Below are 17,478 nucleotides of genomic sequence, written 5' to 3'. Positions count from 1 at the left end.
GCGCCCGGACCGGCCGCGCCGGGTCGTCACCGGGTCAACCGGTCGAGCAGGAACACCTCGCTACCGGCCAGACCGACCGAACAGAACACGGTCACCTGGTCCGCCGTGCTCCGGCCGGGTCGCGTCCCGGCCAGCACCGCCCCCAGGGACCGGAGCCGACCGGCGTACGGCTCGACGGCGGCGAGCATCGGCGGCTCGTACGCCCCGGCCTGGGCCGGCGAGTCGGTGGCCAGTACGTCCGCCCGGTCCAGCAGGTCCACCCCGAACTCGGCCCGCCCGACCTGCTTGTAGCCCACCAGGTTGACGTGGCAGCCGGGGCTCAGTTCGGCGGCGGAGAGGACCGGGGTGGGGCTGGTGGTGGCGAGCACCACCACGTCCCGGTCGCGTACCGCCCGCCCCGGATCCGCCACCGCCCGGGCCCGTACGCCGAGTTCCGCCTCGACCCGGGCGACCAGCTTCTCCCGACCGGCCGGGGTACGGCTGAAGACGGTGACCTCGCGCAGCGGACGTACCGCCGCGATCGCCCAGAGCTGGGTCCAGGCCTGGCGGCCGGCACCGATCACCCCGACCGTGGCCGCGTCGGGCCGGGCGAGCGCGTCCACCGCCACCCCGCCGAGCGCCCCGGTACGCCGGGAGCCGATCTCCTCGCCGACCGCGATCGCCCGGACCCGTCCGGTGGCGGCGTCGTGCAGCACCACCAACTGCTCCCCGTCGGGCCGGTCGAAGGTGTCGTACGAGCGGAAGCCGTACCAGTCGTCCCGCAGGTGCCCGGCGGTCAGCACGATCCGTCCCCCGCCGAGCGGGGCGGCGACCCGGGGTGGGGCGAGCAGCCGGCCCTGCTCGGCGGCGAGCAGGGCGTCCCGGATGGCCGCGACGGCGGTCCCGGCGTCCAGTCGCGCGGCGACCTCGGCGTCGGTGAGGAGCACGGTCATGCCGACCATCCTGATAGCTGAAGCCCGGTTGAGGTCAAGTGCCGGCATGGTTCGGTGCAACCGCCCAGCGGATCGACGCACCCGCCGAGGGGTTGGGAGGGGCCCTTCCTATACAAGAAGCGATAGGAGGGGCCCCTTCCTTTCACTCCGGGCGGAGGGCGGCGAGCGCCTCCTCCAGTTCGTCCGGCTTCACCAGGACGTCCCGGGCCTTGGAACCCTCGGACGGGCCTACGATCCCCCGGGTCTCCATCAGGTCCATCAGCCGGCCCGCCTTGGCGAACCCGACCCGGAGTTTGCGCTGCAGCATCGAGGTCGAGCCGAACTGTGAGGTGACGACGAGTTCGATCGCCTGCACCAGCAGGTCGAGGTCGTCACCGATCTCCTCGTCGACCTTCTTCTTGTTGTCCTGCACCGGGGTCAGTACGTCCGGCCGGAACTCCGGCTCCCGCTGGTCCTTGCAGAACTTGACGATGTCGTTGATCTCACCCTCGGAGACCCAGGCGCCCTGGATCCGGACCGGCTTCGAGGCGCCCATCGGCAGGAAGAGCCCGTCGCCGCGACCGATCAGCTTCTCCGCGCCCGGCTGGTCGAGGATGACCCGGGAGTCGGCCAGCGAGGAGGTGGCGAAGGCGAGCCGGGACGGCACGTTCGCCTTGATCAGACCGGTCACCACGTCGACCGACGGCCGCTGGGTGGCCAGCACCAGGTGGATGCCGGCGGCCCGGGCCAGCTGGGTGATCCGGACGACCGAGTCCTCGACGTCACGCGGGGCGACCATCATCAGGTCGGCCAGTTCGTCCACGATCACCAGCAGGTACGGGTACGGCCGGATCTCCCGCTCGCTGCCCGGCGGTGGTTTGATCTGGCCCGCCCGTACCTTGCGGTTGTAGTCGTCGATGTGGCGTACCCCGTTGGCGGCGAGGTCGTCGTAGCGCATGTCCATCTCGCGGACGACCCACTCCAGCGCGTCCGCCGCCTTCTTCGGGTTGGTCACGATCGGAGTGACCAGGTGCGGGATCCCCTCGTAGCCGCTCATCTCGACCCGCTTCGGGTCGATCAGCAGCAGTCGCACCTCGTCCGGGGTGGCCCGGGCCAGGATGGAGACGAGCAGACTGTTCAGACAGGAGCTCTTGCCCGCACCGGTGGCCCCGGCGATCAGGATGTGCGGCATCTTGGCCAGGTTGGCGACCACGAAGCCGCCCTCGATGTCCTTGCCGAGCGCCACCAGCATCGGGTGGTGGTCGCCGGTCGCCGCCCGGGACCGGAGCACGTCGCCGAGCGCCACGTCCTCCCGGTCACTGTTCGGGATCTCCACCCCGACCGCGCTCTTGCCCGGGATCGGGCTGAGGATCCGGACGTCCGGGGACTTGACCGCGTACGCGATGTTGCGGGACAGCTGGGTGATCCGTTCCACCTTGACGCCGTGGCCCAGCTCGACCTCGTACCGGGTGACGGTCGGGCCACGGGTGAAACCGGTCACCGCCGCGTCCACGTCGAACTGCTCGAAGACGCCGGTCAGCGCGCCGATCACCTCGTCGTTGGCCCGGCTGCGGGCCTTCGGGGCGCTGCCGGGGCGCAGCAGGTTCGCTGGCGGCAGCGTGTAGTCGCCGGCGAGGCCGGTGAGGGCGAGCTGCTCGGCCCGGGTCGGTGGGGCGGAGTGCTCGGGCGGTTCGGGAGTCTTCCGCGCGGCGGGGACCTTCGACGGGGGCCGGCGCGGCAGCACCACGGTGTCGTGGCTGGCCGCCTCGTCGTCGCTGTCCGGGTCGTAATCGTCCACCGGCCGCGGACGCGGCGTCGTACGGCGCCGGGCCGGACGCCGGGCGGTGGTGGTGCCCTCCTCGTCCTCCTCGGACGTCTCCGACTCGGGCTGGCCGAGCACGGCGCCGGCGAGCAGGCCGAGCCGCTCCGGGATCTTGTTGATCGGGGTCGCGGTGACCACCAGCAGCCCGAAGAGCAGGAGCAGGACCAGCACCGGCACCGCCACCCAGGCGCTGATCGCCTGTTCCAGGGGGCCGCCGACGCCGGCGCCGATCAGGCCGCCGGCGTAGTCCCGTTCGGTGTTCGTGTCCGGGTGCTGGCCGATGTGCAGCAGGGCGGCGAAACCGACGATCATCGCCGTCCAGCCGACCAGTCCCCGGCCCCGGTGCTCCGCCTCGGCGGGGGTGCGCATCAGCCGGACCGCACCGATCAGCAGCAGGATCGGCAGCACGATCGAGATCGCGCCGAAGAAGAGCCGGATGGTGTCGGCGAGTCGCCCGCCCAGCGGCCCGGCGGAGGAGAACCAGACCGCCACCGCGCTGAGGATGGCGAGCCCGAGCAGGAACAGGCCGGCGCCGTCGCGGCGGTGCTCCGGGTCGAGTTCGCGGGCCGTGGCCGCCTGCCTGCCGACCGCCCGCATCGCCCAGCCGACGCTGTGTGCCAGCCCCATCCAGGCCGCCCGGACGCCGCGGCCGAGGTAGGCGGCGGGACCGGGTCGGGGTGGGCGCCGGGCCGCGGCCCGGGCCCGGGTGGTCTGCTTCGCCCGGCCGGCACCGGTACGGGCGGCGGCGCCGGCGCGGGACGTGGACCCGCTCCGGCGCCGGTTCGCCTGAGAGGAGGTACGGCCCGCCATGCGTTCACACGTTAGTGGGGGCCGCCGAAGAATCCCCGCTTTTGCGGGTCGTGTCCGCCGGTCCACCATGGAACGTCCGCCGGTTGGCCGAGGCGCGGACACTCCGCCTACCATCACGGACGGACCACGAGCCGGCCAGGAGGGATCCGCATGCCCGGATCGGAGTTTCAGGACGCGGCGGAATCACCCGACGGGGCGTCACCGCCCGACAACGCCACGCGACCGTCCGACCACGACCCCGCACCGTCCGACAGCGTGCCGCGACCGTCGGACGCGGCGGAACCGCCCGGCACCGACCGCCGGACGCAGCGGCTGCGGCCGCTCAGCAACGAGCTCATCGCCACCGTACTGGACCGTCGGGGCCACCCCTACGAGACGGACCCGGACGGCGACCTGGTGGGCCGCTGGGACAACAGCGTGATCTACTTCATCCGCTGCGGCGCCGCCGGGGAACTGCTGCAGATCCGCACCATAGCGGCGACCAGCTTCGCGATCGACGACGTGCCCCGGTTGTACGGGTTCTGCAACACCTGGAACCGGGACCGCTTCTGGCCGAAGGCGTTCGTGCACGTCAACGACGACGGCAGTGCCCGGGTCTGCGGCGAGGTGGTCGCCGACCTGGAGCACGGGGTCACCCCGGCGCAGCTCGACCAACTGCTCGGCTGCGGCATCCTGACCGGGGTGCAGATGTCGGCGGCCGTCGCCGACCTGTCCGCTGACTAGACTCGCCGAATCGCCAGGCCGCGCCGCTCGATCCCGCTGAGGAGAGCCGTCATGACCCTGTCCCGTCCGGACGCCGCATGACCCGCGACGAACTGCTCGCCGCCCTGGCCGAGGCCCGTGACCTGCCCGACGGCGCGGAGAAGGTCGCCGAACTGGACCGGATCACCGCGCACGCCGACGCCGCGGACGACGTACGGCTCGGAATCGCCGCCCGGCTCGCGTTGATCGAGGCGCACAACTACCACGCCGAACGGTGGCGGATGCTGGAACCGTTCGAGTGGTGCCTCGCCGCCCACGACCGGGACCCCGACCTGTTCGAGCCGGCCGACGCCGAACTGCTGCGCTGGTACCACAAGTGGGCGGTGGCCGCGCTGCGGGACACCTCCCGGATGGAACTGGCCCGCGCCGAGGCGACCCTCGACGACCTGGACCGGCGGCTACGGGCCGACGGGCACAGCCTGCACGCGGTCTACAGCCTGCGCTGCCGGATCGCGGACCATGTCGGCGACCAGGCTGCGGCCCGGCACTGGTTCGCACGGTGGCGGACGGCCCCGCGTGACGAGCACAGCGACTGCGCCGGCTGCGACCCGGCCAACCAGGCGAGGCTGCTCGCCGGCTGGGGCCGGTGGGCCGAGGCGGTCGAGGTCGTCGAGCCGGTGCTCACCGGCGTGCTGGGCTGCCCCGAGCAACCGGCCCGGGCGCTGGCCGCGGTGCTGGTGCCGTACCTGCGGCTCGGCCGGTACGACGAGGCGGCCCAGGCCCACGTCCGGGCGTACCGGCGGCACCGGCACGAACGTGACGCGTTCCCGTTCCTCGCCGACCACCTGCGGTTCTGTGCCCTGACCGGACACCACGAACGCGGGCTGGAGATCCTCGCCCGGCATCTCGGCTGGCTCGACCGCCCGTACGACGAGAACTCCGCGATGGAGTTCGCCGCCGCCGGGGCGCTGGTCTGCCGGCTGGCCGGGGCGGCCGGCTTCGGCCGGTACCCGGTCGACCGTCCGGCGCACGGCGAGCGGCTCGCCGCCCGGTTGACCGTGGCCGCGCTCGAAGCCGACCTGGTGGCCACCGCCCAGGACCTCGCCGGCCGGTTCGACGCCCGGAACGGGACGAGCCACCAGTCCGGTCGGGTCGCCGGCTGGCTGGCCGAGCGGCCGTTGACCGATCCGGTGCCGCTGCCGCCGGACGGGCCGGACGACGACTGGGCGACCACCGGCCCGATTCCGCCGGAGGGCTGGACGGCAGAGGTCTCCCCGCTCAGCGTGGCGGCGGTGGTCAACGTGCTGGAGGAACGCGACGACCGCTACGCGGTCGCCCCGGACGGCACGGTCGGCGGCCGGTGGGGCGACGCGCTGATCCAGTTCCACCGGGTGGGTGAGCGGGGCGAGATCCTGCACGCCGAGGTGGTGGCCCTGCGCCGACTGTCGGCCGACCGGCTCGCCGAGGCGTACGAGTTCTGCAACGCCTGGAACCACGACCGGCTGCTGCCGAAGGCGTACGTGCGGGAGGGCGACGACGGCGCGCTGATCCTCGCCGGTGACGTCACCACCGACCTGGAGCACGGCGTCTCGGCCGGTCAGCTCCGGGTCCTGGTCACCGCTGCCCTGGTGACCGGGGCCGAGTTCGCGGCCGCGGTCGACGCGCTGCCCTGATCGACGCCGGGTCGGGTCCTCCGGCCGGTCCGGTCTCCTCGGCATGGCCCTGCGCCACCGGCGCCGGTGCCCCCGGCCGAATGCCCCGCCGCCGGTACAGCAGCCCGGCCCAGGAGACCACCACGAGCACGCCGACCAGCACCTGGGCGAGCACGGCGTACCGCTCGGGGTAGACCACGCCCTCGATGTACCGGTCGATGAAGCCCCGGCCGACCCCGGACTCGCCGGCCTGGCGTCGCGACCAGTGTTCGAGGTAGGTGAGCGGGCAGGTGATCCGGGCGGCGACCACCGTCACACCCCAGGCGGCCGCGGCCAGGTGCAGCCAGACCGTCCGTGGCCAACGCCAGGCGAGAAAGCCGCCGCAGACCAGATAGGCCAGGAAGCCGAAGTGCAGTGCCAGCACCACCGTGGTCAACAACCGGTACACCGTCGCCCCTCCCTCGTCGGGGGCAAGGCTAGCCAGCGGACCGGCCGGTTGACCGGGTACGGGTACTCAGGCCGGCTCAGACCTCCACCACGGTCGGAACGATCATCGGCCGACGCCGGTAGGCGTCGTTGACCCAGCGTCCGACCGTACGGCGGACGATCTGCTGCAACTGGTGCGGGTCGGTGATGCCGTCGGTGGCGGCCCGGCTGAGCGCCTCGGTGATCAACGGAATCACCGGGTTGAACGCGTCCGGGTCGTCGGAGAAGCCCTTGGCGGAGACGGTCGGACCGCCGACGACCTTGCCGGTCACCGAGTCGACCACCACGGTCGCCGAGATGAACCCGCCGTCGCCGAGGATCCGGCGCTCGGTGAGGAGCGACTCGCCGACGTCGCCGACGGCCAGACCGTCGACGTAGACGTACCGGCTCTTGACGTGACCGACCACCCGGGCGTGTCCCTCGACCAGGTCGACGACGTCGCCGTCCTCGCAGAGCACCACCCGGTCGGCCGCCACCCCGGACTCGATGCCGAGCCGGGCGTGGGCGCGCAGGTGGCGCCATTCGCCGTGCACCGGCATCAGGTTGCTCGGCCGGGTGACGTTGAGCAGGTAGAGCAGTTCGCCGGCCGGGGCGTGCCCGGAGACGTGCACCTTGGCCACGTCCTTGTGGATCACGGTGGCACCGGCCCGGGAGAGCTGGTTGATCACCCGGTAGACCGAGGTCTCGTTGCCGGGGACCAGCGAGCTGGCCAGCACGACGGTGTCGCCGGGGGCGACCGTGATGTGCCGGTGGTCGCCGGTCGCCATCCGACCCAGCGCGCTCATCGGCTCGCCCTGTGAACCGGTCGACATCAGCACGATCTGGTCCGGCGGCAGCGCGGTCGCCTCGTCGAGCCCGACCACCAGGCCGGGCTGGATCCGGAGCAGGTTGAGGTCGCGGGCGATGCCCATGTTGCGGACCATCGACCGGCCGATGAAGGTCACCTTCCGGCCGTGCTCGGCCGCCGAGTCGAGGACCTGCTGCACCCGGTGCACGTGCGAGGCGAACGAGGCGACGATGATCCGGCCGCGCGCCTTGGCGAAGATCGAGTCGAGCACCGGCCCGATCTCGCGTTCCGGGGTGACGAAGCCGGGGATCTCCGCGTTGGTCGAGTCGGAGAGGAGCAGGTCGACGCCTTCCGCGCCGAGCCGGGCGAACCCGGCCAGGTCGGTGATCCGGCCGTCCAGCGGAAGCTGGTCCATCTTGAAGTCGCCGGTGTGCAGGACCAGCCCGGCCGGGGTACGGATGGCCACCGCCAACGCGTCCGGGATCGAGTGGTTGACCGCGAAGAACTCACACTCGAACGGCCCCAGCCGCTCCCGGCCGCCCTCCCGGACGGTCAGCGTGTACGGCTCGATGCGCCGCTCGGCGAGCTTCGCCTCGACCAGGGCGAGGGTGAACTGCGACCCGACGAGCGGAATGTCCGGCTTGTGGGCGAGCAGGTACGGTACCGCGCCGATGTGGTCCTCGTGCCCGTGGGTGAGCACGATCGCCTGGACGTCGGCGAGCCGGTCGAGGATCGGCGCGAAGTCCGGCAGGATCAGGTCGACGCCGGGCTGCTCGACGTCCGGGAAGAGCACCCCGCAGTCGACGATCAGCAGCTTGCCGTCGAACTCGAAGACCGTCATGTTGCGCCCGATGGCGCCCAGACCGCCCAGCGGGATGATCCGCAGGCCACCCTCGGGCAGCTCCCCCGGCGCTTCCAGCTCCACACCCGGCTGACTCATGCCGTCACTCCCACCCGCTCGCGCCCGGCCACCGTCGCCCGCCACCCACTCCGCTCGTTCATGCCGCGATGAGCCGTTCGTCCGCTCATGCCGGGAGTTCCAGACCGGCGGCGGCACAGTCCAGACGCAGCTGGTCGATCTCGGCCTCGGTGGCGTCCACCAGCGGCGGCCGTACCGGTCCGGCCGGCAGGCCCTGTGCGGCGAGCGCCGCCTTGACCAGGATGGTGCCCTGGGTACGGAAGATCCCGGTGAACAGCGGCAGCAGCCGCCGGTGCAGGGCCAGCGCCTCGGCGGTCTCGCCCCGGTCGTACGCCTCGATCATCCGCTTGGTGAGCGCGCCGGTCAGGTGGGTGGAGGTGCCGACCAGCCCGACCCCGCCGATGCCCAGGGCGGCCAGCGTCAGCGCGTCCTCGCCCGAGTAGACGGCCAGGTCGGTCCGGCTGGTCACCCAGGAGGTGGCGACCAGGTCGCCCTTGGCGTCCTTGACCGCCACGATCCGCTCGTGCTCCGCCAGCCGGACCAGTGTCTCGGTGGCGATCGCGACTCCGGAGCGGTGCGGGATGTCGTAGAGCATCACCGGCAGCCCGGTGGCGTCGGCCACCGCGGTGAAGTGCCGGACCAGCCCGGCCTGCGGCGGCTTGTTGTAGTACGGCGTCACCACCAGCAGCCCGTGCGCGCCGGCCTTCTCGGCGGCACCGGCCAGCTCGATGGTGTGCCGGGTGTCGTTGGTGCCGACCCCGGCGACCACCCGCGCCCGGTCGCCGACCGCCTCGACCACGGCCCGGATCAGCCGTTCCTTCTCCGCGTCGCTCGTGGTGGGCGACTCGCCGGTGGTGCCGTTCACCACGAGCGCGTCGTTGCCCTGCTCGTCGACGAGGTGGGTGGCCAGTCGGGCCGCTCCGTCGAGGTCGAGCGAGCCGTCCGGGGTGAACGGGCTCACCATGGCGGTCAACAACCGCCCGAAGGGGCGGGGTGCCGCCCCGTCACCGGCGGCAGGGTGGTGGTGGGTCATGCGAACAACCTATCGGAATCGCGCCGCCGGGCCAGCAGGGAAGAGGTCAGGACAGCTGGGCGTACGGGCTGTCGGCGATCTCGGTGCCGTCCGGCAGGGTGCGGATGGTGAAGTCGGCGAAGACGTTCGGGGCGACCCGCTGGAGTTGACGCAGGCACTCGACGGCGAGCTCGCGGATCTCCACGTCGGCGCCCTCGGTGGCCCGCATCGCCACGAAGTGCCGCCAGGCCCGGTAGTTGCCGGTCACCACGATCCGGGTCTCGGTGGCGTTCGGCAGCACCGCGCGGGCGGCCTGCCGGGCCTGCTTGCGGCGCAGCGTCGGGTTCTCGACGTCGGCGAACCGTCGCTCCAGCCCCTCCAGCAACTCGTTGTACGCCCGCAGGCTCGCCTCGGTCGCCTCGACGAACCGCTTGTGCAGCTCGGCGTCCTCGGCGATCACCGACGGCTCGACCATCGCGGCCTCGCGCTCCGGTACGTAGCGCTGGGAGAGCTGGGAGTAGGAGAAGTGCCGGTGCCGGACCAGCTCGTGGGTGAACGAGCGGGACACGCCGGTGAAGTAGACCGTCACGGTGCCGTGCTCGAGCACCGACAGGTGCCCGCTCTCCAGGATGTGGGTCAGATAGCCCGCGTTGGTCGCGGTGGCCGGGTTGGGCTTGCGCCAGGACTGGTAGCAGGCCCGTCCGGCGAACTCGGCGAGCGCCTGACCACCCTCGGCGTCGGTCGACCAGGGTACGTCCTCCGGCGCCTCGAAGTGCGTCCACGCAATGACCTTGACCTGCGGCCCCACCATCTCCGGCATTCCTGCGACTGTAGTAGGCCGGCCGAGGGGGCTGGGAGACACCTACCCCCCTCGGCGCGCCCGACCACCATCTCAATCTATGAACGTCTATGTTGCCGACTGGTCGAGTCTGTGTTTCGGTCATACCAGAGGTACCGGTATGACCGGATCCAGGGGAGGCACACCATGAATCCATATAGGAGGCTTACGCGGGGGGTCGTCGGCGTCGTACTGCTGGTCGCGATCGGCGTACCGGGCCCGCCCGGGACCGCGTCCGCCGCACCGGCCGGCCCGACGACACCGGCGGGCCAGCCCGGGGACGGTCCGGCCGCCGCCGGGCCCCGCACCGTCACCCTGATCACCGGCGACCGGGTGACCCTCGTCGCCGGCGACAAGGCCAGCGTCGAGCCCGGACCCGGACGGGCGGAGATCCAGTTCCTGACCCGACGGGTCGACGACCGGCTGTTCGTGATCCCGGTCGACGCCCTGTCCCTGCTGCGCGGCGGACAACTCGACGAGCGGCTCTTCGACGTCACCACCCTGCTCGACTTCGGCTACGACCGGCGCACCGACCTGCCGCTGCTGCTGACGTACGCCGGAGCCGACGCCCGCGGCGCCGGGCAGCGGCAGGTGGTGGCGGCCGGCGCCCGGGTGGTCCGCGAACTCCCACCGGTCGACGGCGTCGCCGTCACGGTGGACCGGCCCGGACTCGCCGAGTTCTGGACCGACCTGGCCGGCACCCGGCCGACCCGACCGGCGCTGGCCGACGACGTCCGTACCGTCTGGCTCGACGGGCTGCGCCGACCGACGCTCGCCGAGAGCGTCCCGCAGGTCGGCGCGCCGACCGCCTGGGCCGCCGGTTTCGACGGCACCGGGGTCACCGTCGCGGTGCTGGACACCGGCATCGACGAGACCCATCCCGACCTCGCCGGACGGGTCGCCGCGCAGCGGAACTTCACCGAGGACACCGAGGACGACCGCGACCTGGTTGGGCACGGCACCCACGTCGCCTCCACCGTGGCCGGGACCGGTGCCGGCCGGTTCACCGGGGTCGCCCCCGGCGCCCGGCTCCTCGACGGCAAGGTCTGCGCCGGCGGCAGCTGCGCCGAGTCCTGGATCATCGCCGGCATGCAGTGGGCCGCCGAGCAGGGCTCCCGGGTGGTCAACATGAGCCTCAGCGGGCCGGACAGCGTCGGCGAGGACCCGATCGAGCAGGCCGTCCGGCGACTCAGCGACGAACACGACACGCTTTTTGTGATCGCCGCCGGCAACACCCCCGGTGCGGGTACGGTCGGCTCCCCCGCCACCGCCGACGCCGCGCTCGCGGTCGGCGCGGTCAGCAAGTCCGACCGGCTGGCCGGCTTCTCCAGCCAGGGCCCCCGGATCGGCGACGCCGCCATCAAGCCCGACCTGACCGCCCCCGGCCTGGACATCGTCGCCGCCCGCAGCACCGACTCCGGGCCGGACGTGCCGGCAGGCAGCGGGATCAGCATGTCCGGCACCTCGATGGCGGCCCCACACGTCGCCGGGGCCGCCGCGATCCTCGCCCAACGACGGCCGGGACTGCCGGCGGCACAGCTGAAGGCCGCGCTGATGGCCGCCGCCCGACCCGCCGAGGACCTCGACGTCTTCGCCCAGGGCGCCGGCCGTCTGGACGTGGCCCGGGCCGTCGACCAGCGGATCACGGCGGACCCGCCGAGCCTCGGGTTCGGCCGGCAGGTGTGGCCGCACGACGACGACGCCCCGGTCACCCGTACCGTGCGCTACCACAACCTCGGCGACACCCCGGTCACGCTGCGGCTCGCGGTCGACGTGACCGACCCGGCCGGCACGCCGGTGCCCGCCGGGATGTTCGAGGTGAGCCCGACCAGCGTCACCGTGCCGGCGGGCGGCACCGCCGAGGCGACGGTCACCGCCGACACGGCCGGCACCGGTGGCCCGCTGGGCCGGCTCACCGGCCGGCTCACCGCCGCCCCGGACACCGACGAGGAGAACGGCGTCACCGTGCTGACCCCCCTCGCGGTGGAGCGGGAGGTGGAGAGCTACGACCTGACGGTCTCGCATCTCGGCCAGGACGGCGCCCCGACCACCGGGTACCTGAGCATGCTCGTCGGGTTGGACGGGGCACACGCCATCTCCGTGCCCGGCAGCACGACCGGCAGCACCGCCCTGCGGGTGCCGAAGGGCCGGTACGCGGTGCTCAGCGCGATCACCAGCCCGGCCGACGGCATCTACCTGACCAGCATGCTGGCCCAACCCGAACTCGACGTGAACGGCGACCGGACCGTCACCCTCGACGCCCGGCTCGGTGCGCCGCTGTCCGTCACCGTGCCCCGCGACGACGCGAAACAGGTCTTCGCCGAACTCGCCAGCTCGGTGCTGGCCGGTGGACGCAGCGTCGAGGTCGGCACGCTCGGCGCCACCTTCGACCGGATGCGGGTCGGTCGGGTCGGGCCGGACGTCGCGGTCGACGGTTTCGTCTCCCGGGTCACCGCCACCCTCGCCCCCGCCGACCCGGCCGACACGTCGTACGCGTACCAGCTCTGCTGGCTCACCGAGCGGCGGATGGCCAACGGGTTCACCCGGCAGGTGACCGACGCCGAACTGGCCACCGTCCGGGCCGACCACGGGCACGAGTCGTCCGGCAGTACCGGGCGGAAACTCGCCTGGGCGGTGCTGCCGGAGTCGACGATGGGCGGCTTCGCACACGCGATGACCTTCCCGCTGCCCTCCACCCGGATCGAGTACTACACCACCGAGGGGCGCGCCCGGTGGTTCCGGTCGGTGGACGAGACCACCGGCTCCGGCGCCGAGCAGGCGTACCTGACCAGCCTGGTGGCGCCGCCGCTGGCGTACCGGGCCGGGCAGTCGTACCAGGAGCAGTGGAGCCGGGGAGTCTTCGGGCCGACGGTGGCCGCGCCGCCGTACGAGTACCAGTGGGTGACCCGGGCCGGCGACACCCTGCAGATCCAGACGCCGCTCTACGGTGACGGCTTCGGGCGGGCCGGTTTCTCGTCGATCGCCACCGGCCGGATAACGCTGGAGTCCGACGGCCGCCCGTTGACCGAGATCGACGGGCTGAACGCGACCGTCGATGTGCCGCCGGAGGAGTCGGACTACCGGCTGACCATGAGCGCGGAACGGGGCGGGCCGGCGACCCTCTCCACCCGGGTCGAGGTGACCTGGACGTTCCGCTCCGGCCACGTGGCCGGGGAGACCCCGGTCCGGTTGCCGGTCTCCACGGTGCGTTTCGCGCCCCGGGTCGACAACGACAACACCGCACCGGCCGGGCAGACCGGGACGGTCCCGGTGACCGTCACCGCCCAGCCGGACTCACCGGCCGGGGCGAACCAGAGCCTGACCGTCGAGGTGTCGTACGACGACGGCAAGACCTGGGCTCCGGTGGAGGTGACCGCCGGTCAGGCCGTACTGCGGCATCCGGAGAACGCCGGCTACGTGTCGCTGCGGGCGAACGCCACCGACACCGCCGGCAACACGGTCAGCCAGACGGTGATCAGGGCGTACCGGATCGGCTGATCGCGGACCGGCGGCTCAGACGTAGAACGCGTCGAACGGTGCCCAGGGCAGGTTGCGGACCACCGAGAAGACCATCCAGACGGCGAGGAAGATGCCGATCGCCTTGGGCGTGATCTGCAGTTGCGGCAGCCGCCAACCGAACGCCAGCCGGCCGGCCCAGGCGACGTAGAGGTAGAGCAGGATCGGCACCACAAAAACGAAGAGCAGGTGGTGGCGGGCCGCGGCCGGCAGGTCCCCGTGCAGCAGGTACCAGGCGGCCCGGGTGCCACCGCAGCCGGGACAGTCCAGTCCGGTGGTGAGTTTGAGGATGCAGGAGGGGATCGCGTCGGGGGCGCTGCGGGCCGGGTCGGCCCAGAGGGTGTAGCCGACGGCTCCGGCGATGCAGCCGAACGCGGCCAGCGGCGCGGCCCAGCGCGGCAACCGGGCCTGGAGCCGGTTGACGAAGCGGGTGATCCGGTCCGGCTCCGGCATCGGATACGGCGGCATCGGGTAGGGGTAGGCGCCCATCGGGTGACCGTGACCGGCGTGCGGCCACGGCTGCCCGGCCTCCGGCGACGGCTCGCCGGCGTGCGGCCACGGCTGCCCGGCCTCCGGCGGCTGGCCGGTCGGCGGCGACGGTGGGTGCGCATGGTCCGCCGGTGACGTCGGATCGGCCACGACCTGACCGGACTCACCGGAGCGGCTCTCGTCGCTGCTCGTCATCACATCCCACCCGTCCGCCGAGGCGCCGCCGGCCGCCGTGCCCGTCGGGTCGCCGGTCGGCCCAGTGCACCGGCGTGCCGCCCGCCGGCTGGTCTCACCGTACCGCGACCATGCCGGTGAGTGCGGCGGCGAGCGGCCCGGCGAGGTCACCGCCGGCCGGCGGCGCCACCGCGGCCAGACCGAGCCAGCCGGCGAGCCGGTACAGCTCGGCGGCGAGCGCACCGGCCGTCTCCACCGGGTCGACGCCGGGCTCGACCCAGGCGGCCGGGACCAGAAGTACGCCGGCCCGGCGGTCCGCCTTCAGGTCGACCCGGGCGACGAACCGGTCGCCGAGCAGGAACGGCAGCACGTAGTAGCCGTGGACCCGCTGCGGCGCGGGCACGTAGATCTCGATCCGGTAGGTGAAGCCGAAGAGCCGCTCCGTACGGCCCCGTTCCCAGATCAGCGGATCGAAGGGGCTGACCAGGGTGCCGGCCCGGATCCAGCGGGGCAGCCGCGCGTCACGGTGCAGATAGGCCGGCGGGCGCCACCCCTGCACGGCGACCGGCAGCAGCTCACCCGCCTCCACCAGCTCGGCGATCGCCGCGCGGGCGGCCGCGACCGGCAACCGGAAGTAGTCGCGCAATTCCGGCTCGGCCGCCACCCCCAGCGCCCGGGCCGCGACGCCGACCAGTCGCCGGTACGCCTCCGGCGCGCTCGGTGTCGGCGTCGCCAGCACCTCCGCCGGCAGCACCCGCTCCGGCACGTCGTAAACCCGGGCGAACGAACTGTTCCGGGAGGCGGCGGTCAGCTCGCCGGCCCAGAAGAGGTACTCGCAGGCCTGTTTCACCATCGACCAGTTCCAGCCCCAGTTGCCGGTCTGCCGGGGCGCGTCGTGCTCGATCTCGGCGGCGGTCATCGGACCGTTGGCGCGTACCTCGGCGAGGACCCGGGCGACCAGCTCCGGCTGCTCGACGGCGATCCGGCGCATCCCGCCCCAGGCGTCACTGTGCGCGGCGGCCATCCGCCAGCGCAGCGCCGGCTGCAGCTCGACCGGGATCAGCGACGCCTCGTGCCCCCAGTACTCGAAGAGGTCCCGGGGTCGCCGGTAGGCGGCCCGGTCGAGCAGCTCGGTCGGATATGCCCCGAGCCGGCTGTAGAGCGGCAGGTAGTGCGCCCGCTGCAGGACGTTGACCGAGTCCATCTGGAGCAGCCCGACCCGGTCGAGCACCCGACGCAGGTGACGGCGGTTCGGCACGCCGGTCGGCGCGGGGTCGGCGAAACCCTGGGCGGCCAGCGCGATGCGCCGGGCCTGGGCCAGGGACAACGAGTCGGAGACAGCCATCGGCGACGACCCTAACCCAGCCCCCCGACAGCCCCGCGGTAAGGAAGGGCCCCCTGTTATCGCTTCCGGTGGTAGAAGGGCCCCCTGTCAACCACCACCGGGCGCTCAGCCCTCGGCGGCGAACTCGAGCGGCCGGGGCGACGGTCGACGGCGGGGTGGTGCCGGTTCCGTCACCGGCTTGGCCCCGGCGAGCCGGGTCGGTTCCCGCAGCGGCAGCGCCAGCAGCAGCGCCAGGCTGATCCAGACATAGAAGTTGCTGCCCAGGAAACCGAGCACGCCGTCGAATCGGCGTTCCCAGATCCAGACCAGTCGACTGATCAGGACCAGGTACGCGAAGATCGCGAAGCCGAGCAGGCTCCGCCGGCGCCGGCTCCCGGCCGGTGCGCGGTACGCGTTGTCGACCAGCAGGATCAGCGCCGGGATCAGCCAGACCAGGTGGTGCACCCAGGTCACCGGGCTGATCAGGCCCTGCACCACACCGGTCAGGGCCAGGCCGGTCGCCTGGTCGCCGGCCGCCGCGGCCGGGCGTACCCGCCAGACCCAGACCGTCAGGGTCGCCGCCACCAGCAGCAGCCAGGCCAGGGTGCTCGGGTGATCCGGATCGAGCCGGGCCACCACCCCCCGCCAGGACTGGTTGGAGATGAACGACAGACTGCCGACCCGGTCGGTGTCCCAGAGCGCGGTGGTCCAGAACTCCCGCGACGCGTCCGGGGCCACCCCGGCGGCGATCAGGGTGACGGCCGCCGCCGTACCACTGGCCACCAGGGCCGCCCGCCACTTTCCGGTGACCAGCAGATAGACGATGAAGATGCCCGGGGTCAGCTTGATCGCGGTGGCCAACCCGATGCCGACCCCAGCGAAGCGGCGGTAGCGGGCCGGCAGCCGTCGGCCGAACGGAGTCACCGGGGCGACCAGCCAGAGCAGATCGGCGCCGACCAGGAAGAGCAGCAGCATGTTGACCTGGCCGAAGTTCACCGTCTCGCGCATCGGCTCGAAGGCCGCCGCCAGGCAGAGCGCCACGGCCAGGGTGAACCAGCGGGTCCAGCCGGTACGGCGGGCGATCGGGTCGACCAGCCACCAGATCAGCAGCGTGCTCGCCAGTACGGTGAGGGTCACGTTGATCACGATCGCCACGTGCCAGCTCAGGTACGCCATCGGGTACATCAGCAGGGCGGCGAAGGGTGGGTAGGTGAAGCCGTACTTGCTGTCCGGCATCAGCCAGTCGTAAATCTCCCCGTCGGCCCGGACCCAGTGGTGCACGGCCCCCCAGTACACGGCGAGGTCGAAGAAGCCGTGCCGGACGGCGGCCACCGAGAGGAAGCCGGTGACCAGTACGGCCAGCGCGACGACGAAGGGCACCTGGAACCGGGCCCGGGAGAAGGCACCCTGCGCCACTACCGCCCCTCTCCCCTTGCGTAGGCTCACCACTCATGGCTCTCGGGTACGTCCGCCCGGCGCGTCCGGAGGACGTCGCCGAGATCGCCCGCATCCAGCTCGCGACCTGGCGGGTCGCGTACCGGCGGATGCTTCCCAAGCACGTGCTCGACAACCTGGACGAGGCCTGGTTGGCCCGCAACTGGAGCGCGGCGGTCGAGGCTCCGCCCTCTGAACGGCACCGCGTCCTGGTCGCCGTCGAGCAGGCCGAACAATCGTATCTGGTGGGATTTGCCGCTTCCGGTCCCCCCGACGAGCAGGCGCTGGCGCCGAACGAACCAGCCGACGCGCTCGGCCCGAACGTGGTCGCGATCACCGATCTGCTGATCGAGCCCCGGTGGGGACGGCGCGGCCACGGCAGCCGCCTGCTCGCCGCCGCCGTCGACCTGTGGCGGTCCGACGGCTTCGACACGGCGGTGGCGTGGACCTTCGACGGCGACACGGCGACCCGGAAGTTCCTCGCCGGGGCCGGTTGGGAGCCGGACGGCGCGGCCCGGGCGCTGGACGTCGACGACATGCTGGTCCCCCAGCTCCGCCTGCACGTCTCACTGGAGGCGTGAGGACGTCCCGGCGTCGCCAGG

13 protein-coding genes are annotated in these 17,478 nt (G+C 72.8%); 4 read left to right on the top strand and 9 right to left on the bottom strand.

From position 1 onward, the window contains the following. Nucleotides 1-26: 26 nt before the first annotated feature. Nucleotides 27-932: an ornithine cyclodeaminase family protein gene (locus V1633_RS21645; RefSeq protein ID WP_331216184.1), complete on the bottom strand. Its 906-nt coding sequence runs from the start codon at nucleotides 930-932 to the stop codon at nucleotides 27-29. A 142-nt stretch (nucleotides 933-1,074) separates the two neighbouring features. Beyond that, nucleotides 1,075-3,360: a DNA translocase FtsK 4TM domain-containing protein gene (locus tag V1633_RS21640; RefSeq protein ID WP_407952076.1), complete on the bottom strand. Its 2,286-nt coding sequence runs from the start codon at nucleotides 3,358-3,360 to the stop codon at nucleotides 1,075-1,077. A 438-nt stretch (nucleotides 3,361-3,798) separates the two neighbouring features. Between V1633_RS21640 and V1633_RS21635 the strand changes: the two genes are divergently transcribed. Beyond that, complete coding sequence (locus V1633_RS21635; RefSeq protein WP_331216222.1) at nucleotides 3,799-4,266, top strand: YbjN domain-containing protein; 468 nt, start codon at nucleotides 3,799-3,801, stop codon at nucleotides 4,264-4,266. 77 nt (nucleotides 4,267-4,343) lie between these two features. Beyond that, nucleotides 4,344-5,918 carry a YbjN domain-containing protein gene (locus V1633_RS21630; protein WP_331216182.1) on the top strand — a complete coding sequence of 525 codons (1,575 nt, stop codon included), beginning with the start codon at nucleotides 4,344-4,346 and terminating at the stop codon, nucleotides 5,916-5,918. On the opposite strand, the gene V1633_RS21625 is transcribed toward V1633_RS21630, so the two are convergent. The 4 genes from V1633_RS21625 to thyX all read right to left on the bottom strand — a co-directional run bounded on the left by V1633_RS21625 (nucleotide 5,860) and on the right by thyX (nucleotide 9,912). Then, nucleotides 5,860-6,345: a DUF2784 domain-containing protein gene (locus V1633_RS21625; protein WP_331216181.1), complete on the bottom strand. Its 486-nt coding sequence runs from the start codon at nucleotides 6,343-6,345 to the stop codon at nucleotides 5,860-5,862. The genes V1633_RS21630 and V1633_RS21625 overlap by 59 nt on opposite strands. Before the next feature lie 76 nt (nucleotides 6,346-6,421). Then, nucleotides 6,422-8,110, bottom strand: coding sequence for a ribonuclease J (locus V1633_RS21620; RefSeq protein ID WP_331216180.1), 1,689 nt, complete (start codon nucleotides 8,108-8,110; stop codon nucleotides 6,422-6,424). Between the two features lie 85 nt (nucleotides 8,111-8,195). Further along, entirely contained in the window at nucleotides 8,196-9,122 is a 927-nt protein-coding gene (gene dapA, locus V1633_RS21615; RefSeq protein WP_331216179.1) for a 4-hydroxy-tetrahydrodipicolinate synthase, read from the bottom strand. A gap of 46 nt (nucleotides 9,123-9,168) precedes the next feature. Beyond that, nucleotides 9,169-9,912 carry an FAD-dependent thymidylate synthase gene (gene thyX, locus V1633_RS21610; protein ID WP_331216221.1) on the bottom strand — a complete coding sequence of 248 codons (744 nt, stop codon included), beginning with the start codon at nucleotides 9,910-9,912 and terminating at the stop codon, nucleotides 9,169-9,171. Between the two features lie 174 nt (nucleotides 9,913-10,086). On the opposite strand from thyX, the gene V1633_RS21605 reads away from it, so the two are divergent. After that, the gene (locus V1633_RS21605; protein WP_331216178.1) at nucleotides 10,087-13,437 is read left to right on the top strand and encodes a S8 family serine peptidase; all 3,351 of its coding nucleotides are present in this window, start codon (nucleotides 10,087-10,089) and stop codon (nucleotides 13,435-13,437) included. A 15-nt stretch (nucleotides 13,438-13,452) separates the two neighbouring features. Here V1633_RS21605 and V1633_RS21600 read toward each other — a convergent pair whose 3' ends face one another. The 3 genes from V1633_RS21600 to V1633_RS21590 form a co-directional block, all read right to left on the bottom strand. Continuing rightward, nucleotides 13,453-14,139, bottom strand: a complete 687-nt coding sequence (locus tag V1633_RS21600) for a DUF2752 domain-containing protein (protein WP_407952072.1) — start codon at nucleotides 14,137-14,139, stop codon at nucleotides 13,453-13,455. 94 nt (nucleotides 14,140-14,233) lie between these two features. Continuing rightward, nucleotides 14,234-15,463: a winged helix-turn-helix domain-containing protein gene (locus tag V1633_RS21595; RefSeq protein WP_331216177.1), complete on the bottom strand. Its 1,230-nt coding sequence runs from the start codon at nucleotides 15,461-15,463 to the stop codon at nucleotides 14,234-14,236. A 105-nt stretch (nucleotides 15,464-15,568) separates the two neighbouring features. Further along, nucleotides 15,569-16,858: a glycosyltransferase 87 family protein gene (locus tag V1633_RS21590; protein WP_331216219.1), complete on the bottom strand. Its 1,290-nt coding sequence runs from the start codon at nucleotides 16,856-16,858 to the stop codon at nucleotides 15,569-15,571. Nucleotides 16,859-16,893: 35 nt separating this feature from the next. Here V1633_RS21590 and V1633_RS21585 point away from each other — a divergent pair, with 35 nt between their 5' ends. Further along, nucleotides 16,894-17,457 (top strand): GNAT family N-acetyltransferase, encoded by a 564-nt coding sequence (locus V1633_RS21585; protein ID WP_331216176.1) that lies wholly within the window; start codon nucleotides 16,894-16,896, stop codon nucleotides 17,455-17,457. The last annotated feature ends 21 nt before the right edge of the window (nucleotides 17,458-17,478 follow it).

It is taken from the genome of Plantactinospora sonchi (assembly GCF_036422035.1).
In the GTDB taxonomy this organism is placed as follows: domain Bacteria; phylum Actinomycetota; class Actinomycetes; order Mycobacteriales; family Micromonosporaceae; genus Plantactinospora; species Plantactinospora sonchi.
The sequence above is the reverse complement of the archived record's forward strand: the minus strand, read 5'-3'. Positions and strand labels throughout refer to the sequence as shown.

Excerpts from the sequence above, each read along its gene's own strand:
- V1633_RS21645 (WP_331216184.1), bottom strand. The coding sequence starts at position 932 with ATGACCGTGCTCCTCACCGACGCCGAGGTCGCCGCGCGACTGGACGCC.
- V1633_RS21640 (WP_407952076.1), bottom strand. The coding sequence starts at position 3,360 with ATGGGGCTGGCACACAGCGTCGGCTGGGCGATGCGGGCGGTCGGCAGG.
- V1633_RS21630 (WP_331216182.1), top strand. The coding sequence starts at position 4,344 with ATGACCCGCGACGAACTGCTCGCCGCCCTGGCCGAGGCCCGTGACCTG.
- V1633_RS21620 (WP_331216180.1), bottom strand. The coding sequence starts at position 8,110 with ATGAGTCAGCCGGGTGTGGAGCTGGAAGCGCCGGGGGAGCTGCCCGAG.
- dapA (WP_331216179.1), bottom strand. The coding sequence starts at position 9,122 with ATGACCCACCACCACCCTGCCGCCGGTGACGGGGCGGCACCCCGCCCC.
- thyX (WP_331216221.1), bottom strand. The coding sequence starts at position 9,912 with ATGGTGGGGCCGCAGGTCAAGGTCATTGCGTGGACGCACTTCGAGGCG.
- V1633_RS21605 (WP_331216178.1), top strand. The coding sequence starts at position 10,087 with ATGAATCCATATAGGAGGCTTACGCGGGGGGTCGTCGGCGTCGTACTG.
- V1633_RS21600 (WP_407952072.1), bottom strand. The coding sequence starts at position 14,139 with ATGACGAGCAGCGACGAGAGCCGCTCCGGTGAGTCCGGTCAGGTCGTG.
- V1633_RS21595 (WP_331216177.1), bottom strand. The coding sequence starts at position 15,463 with ATGGCTGTCTCCGACTCGTTGTCCCTGGCCCAGGCCCGGCGCATCGCG.
- V1633_RS21585 (WP_331216176.1), top strand. The coding sequence starts at position 16,894 with ATGGCTCTCGGGTACGTCCGCCCGGCGCGTCCGGAGGACGTCGCCGAG.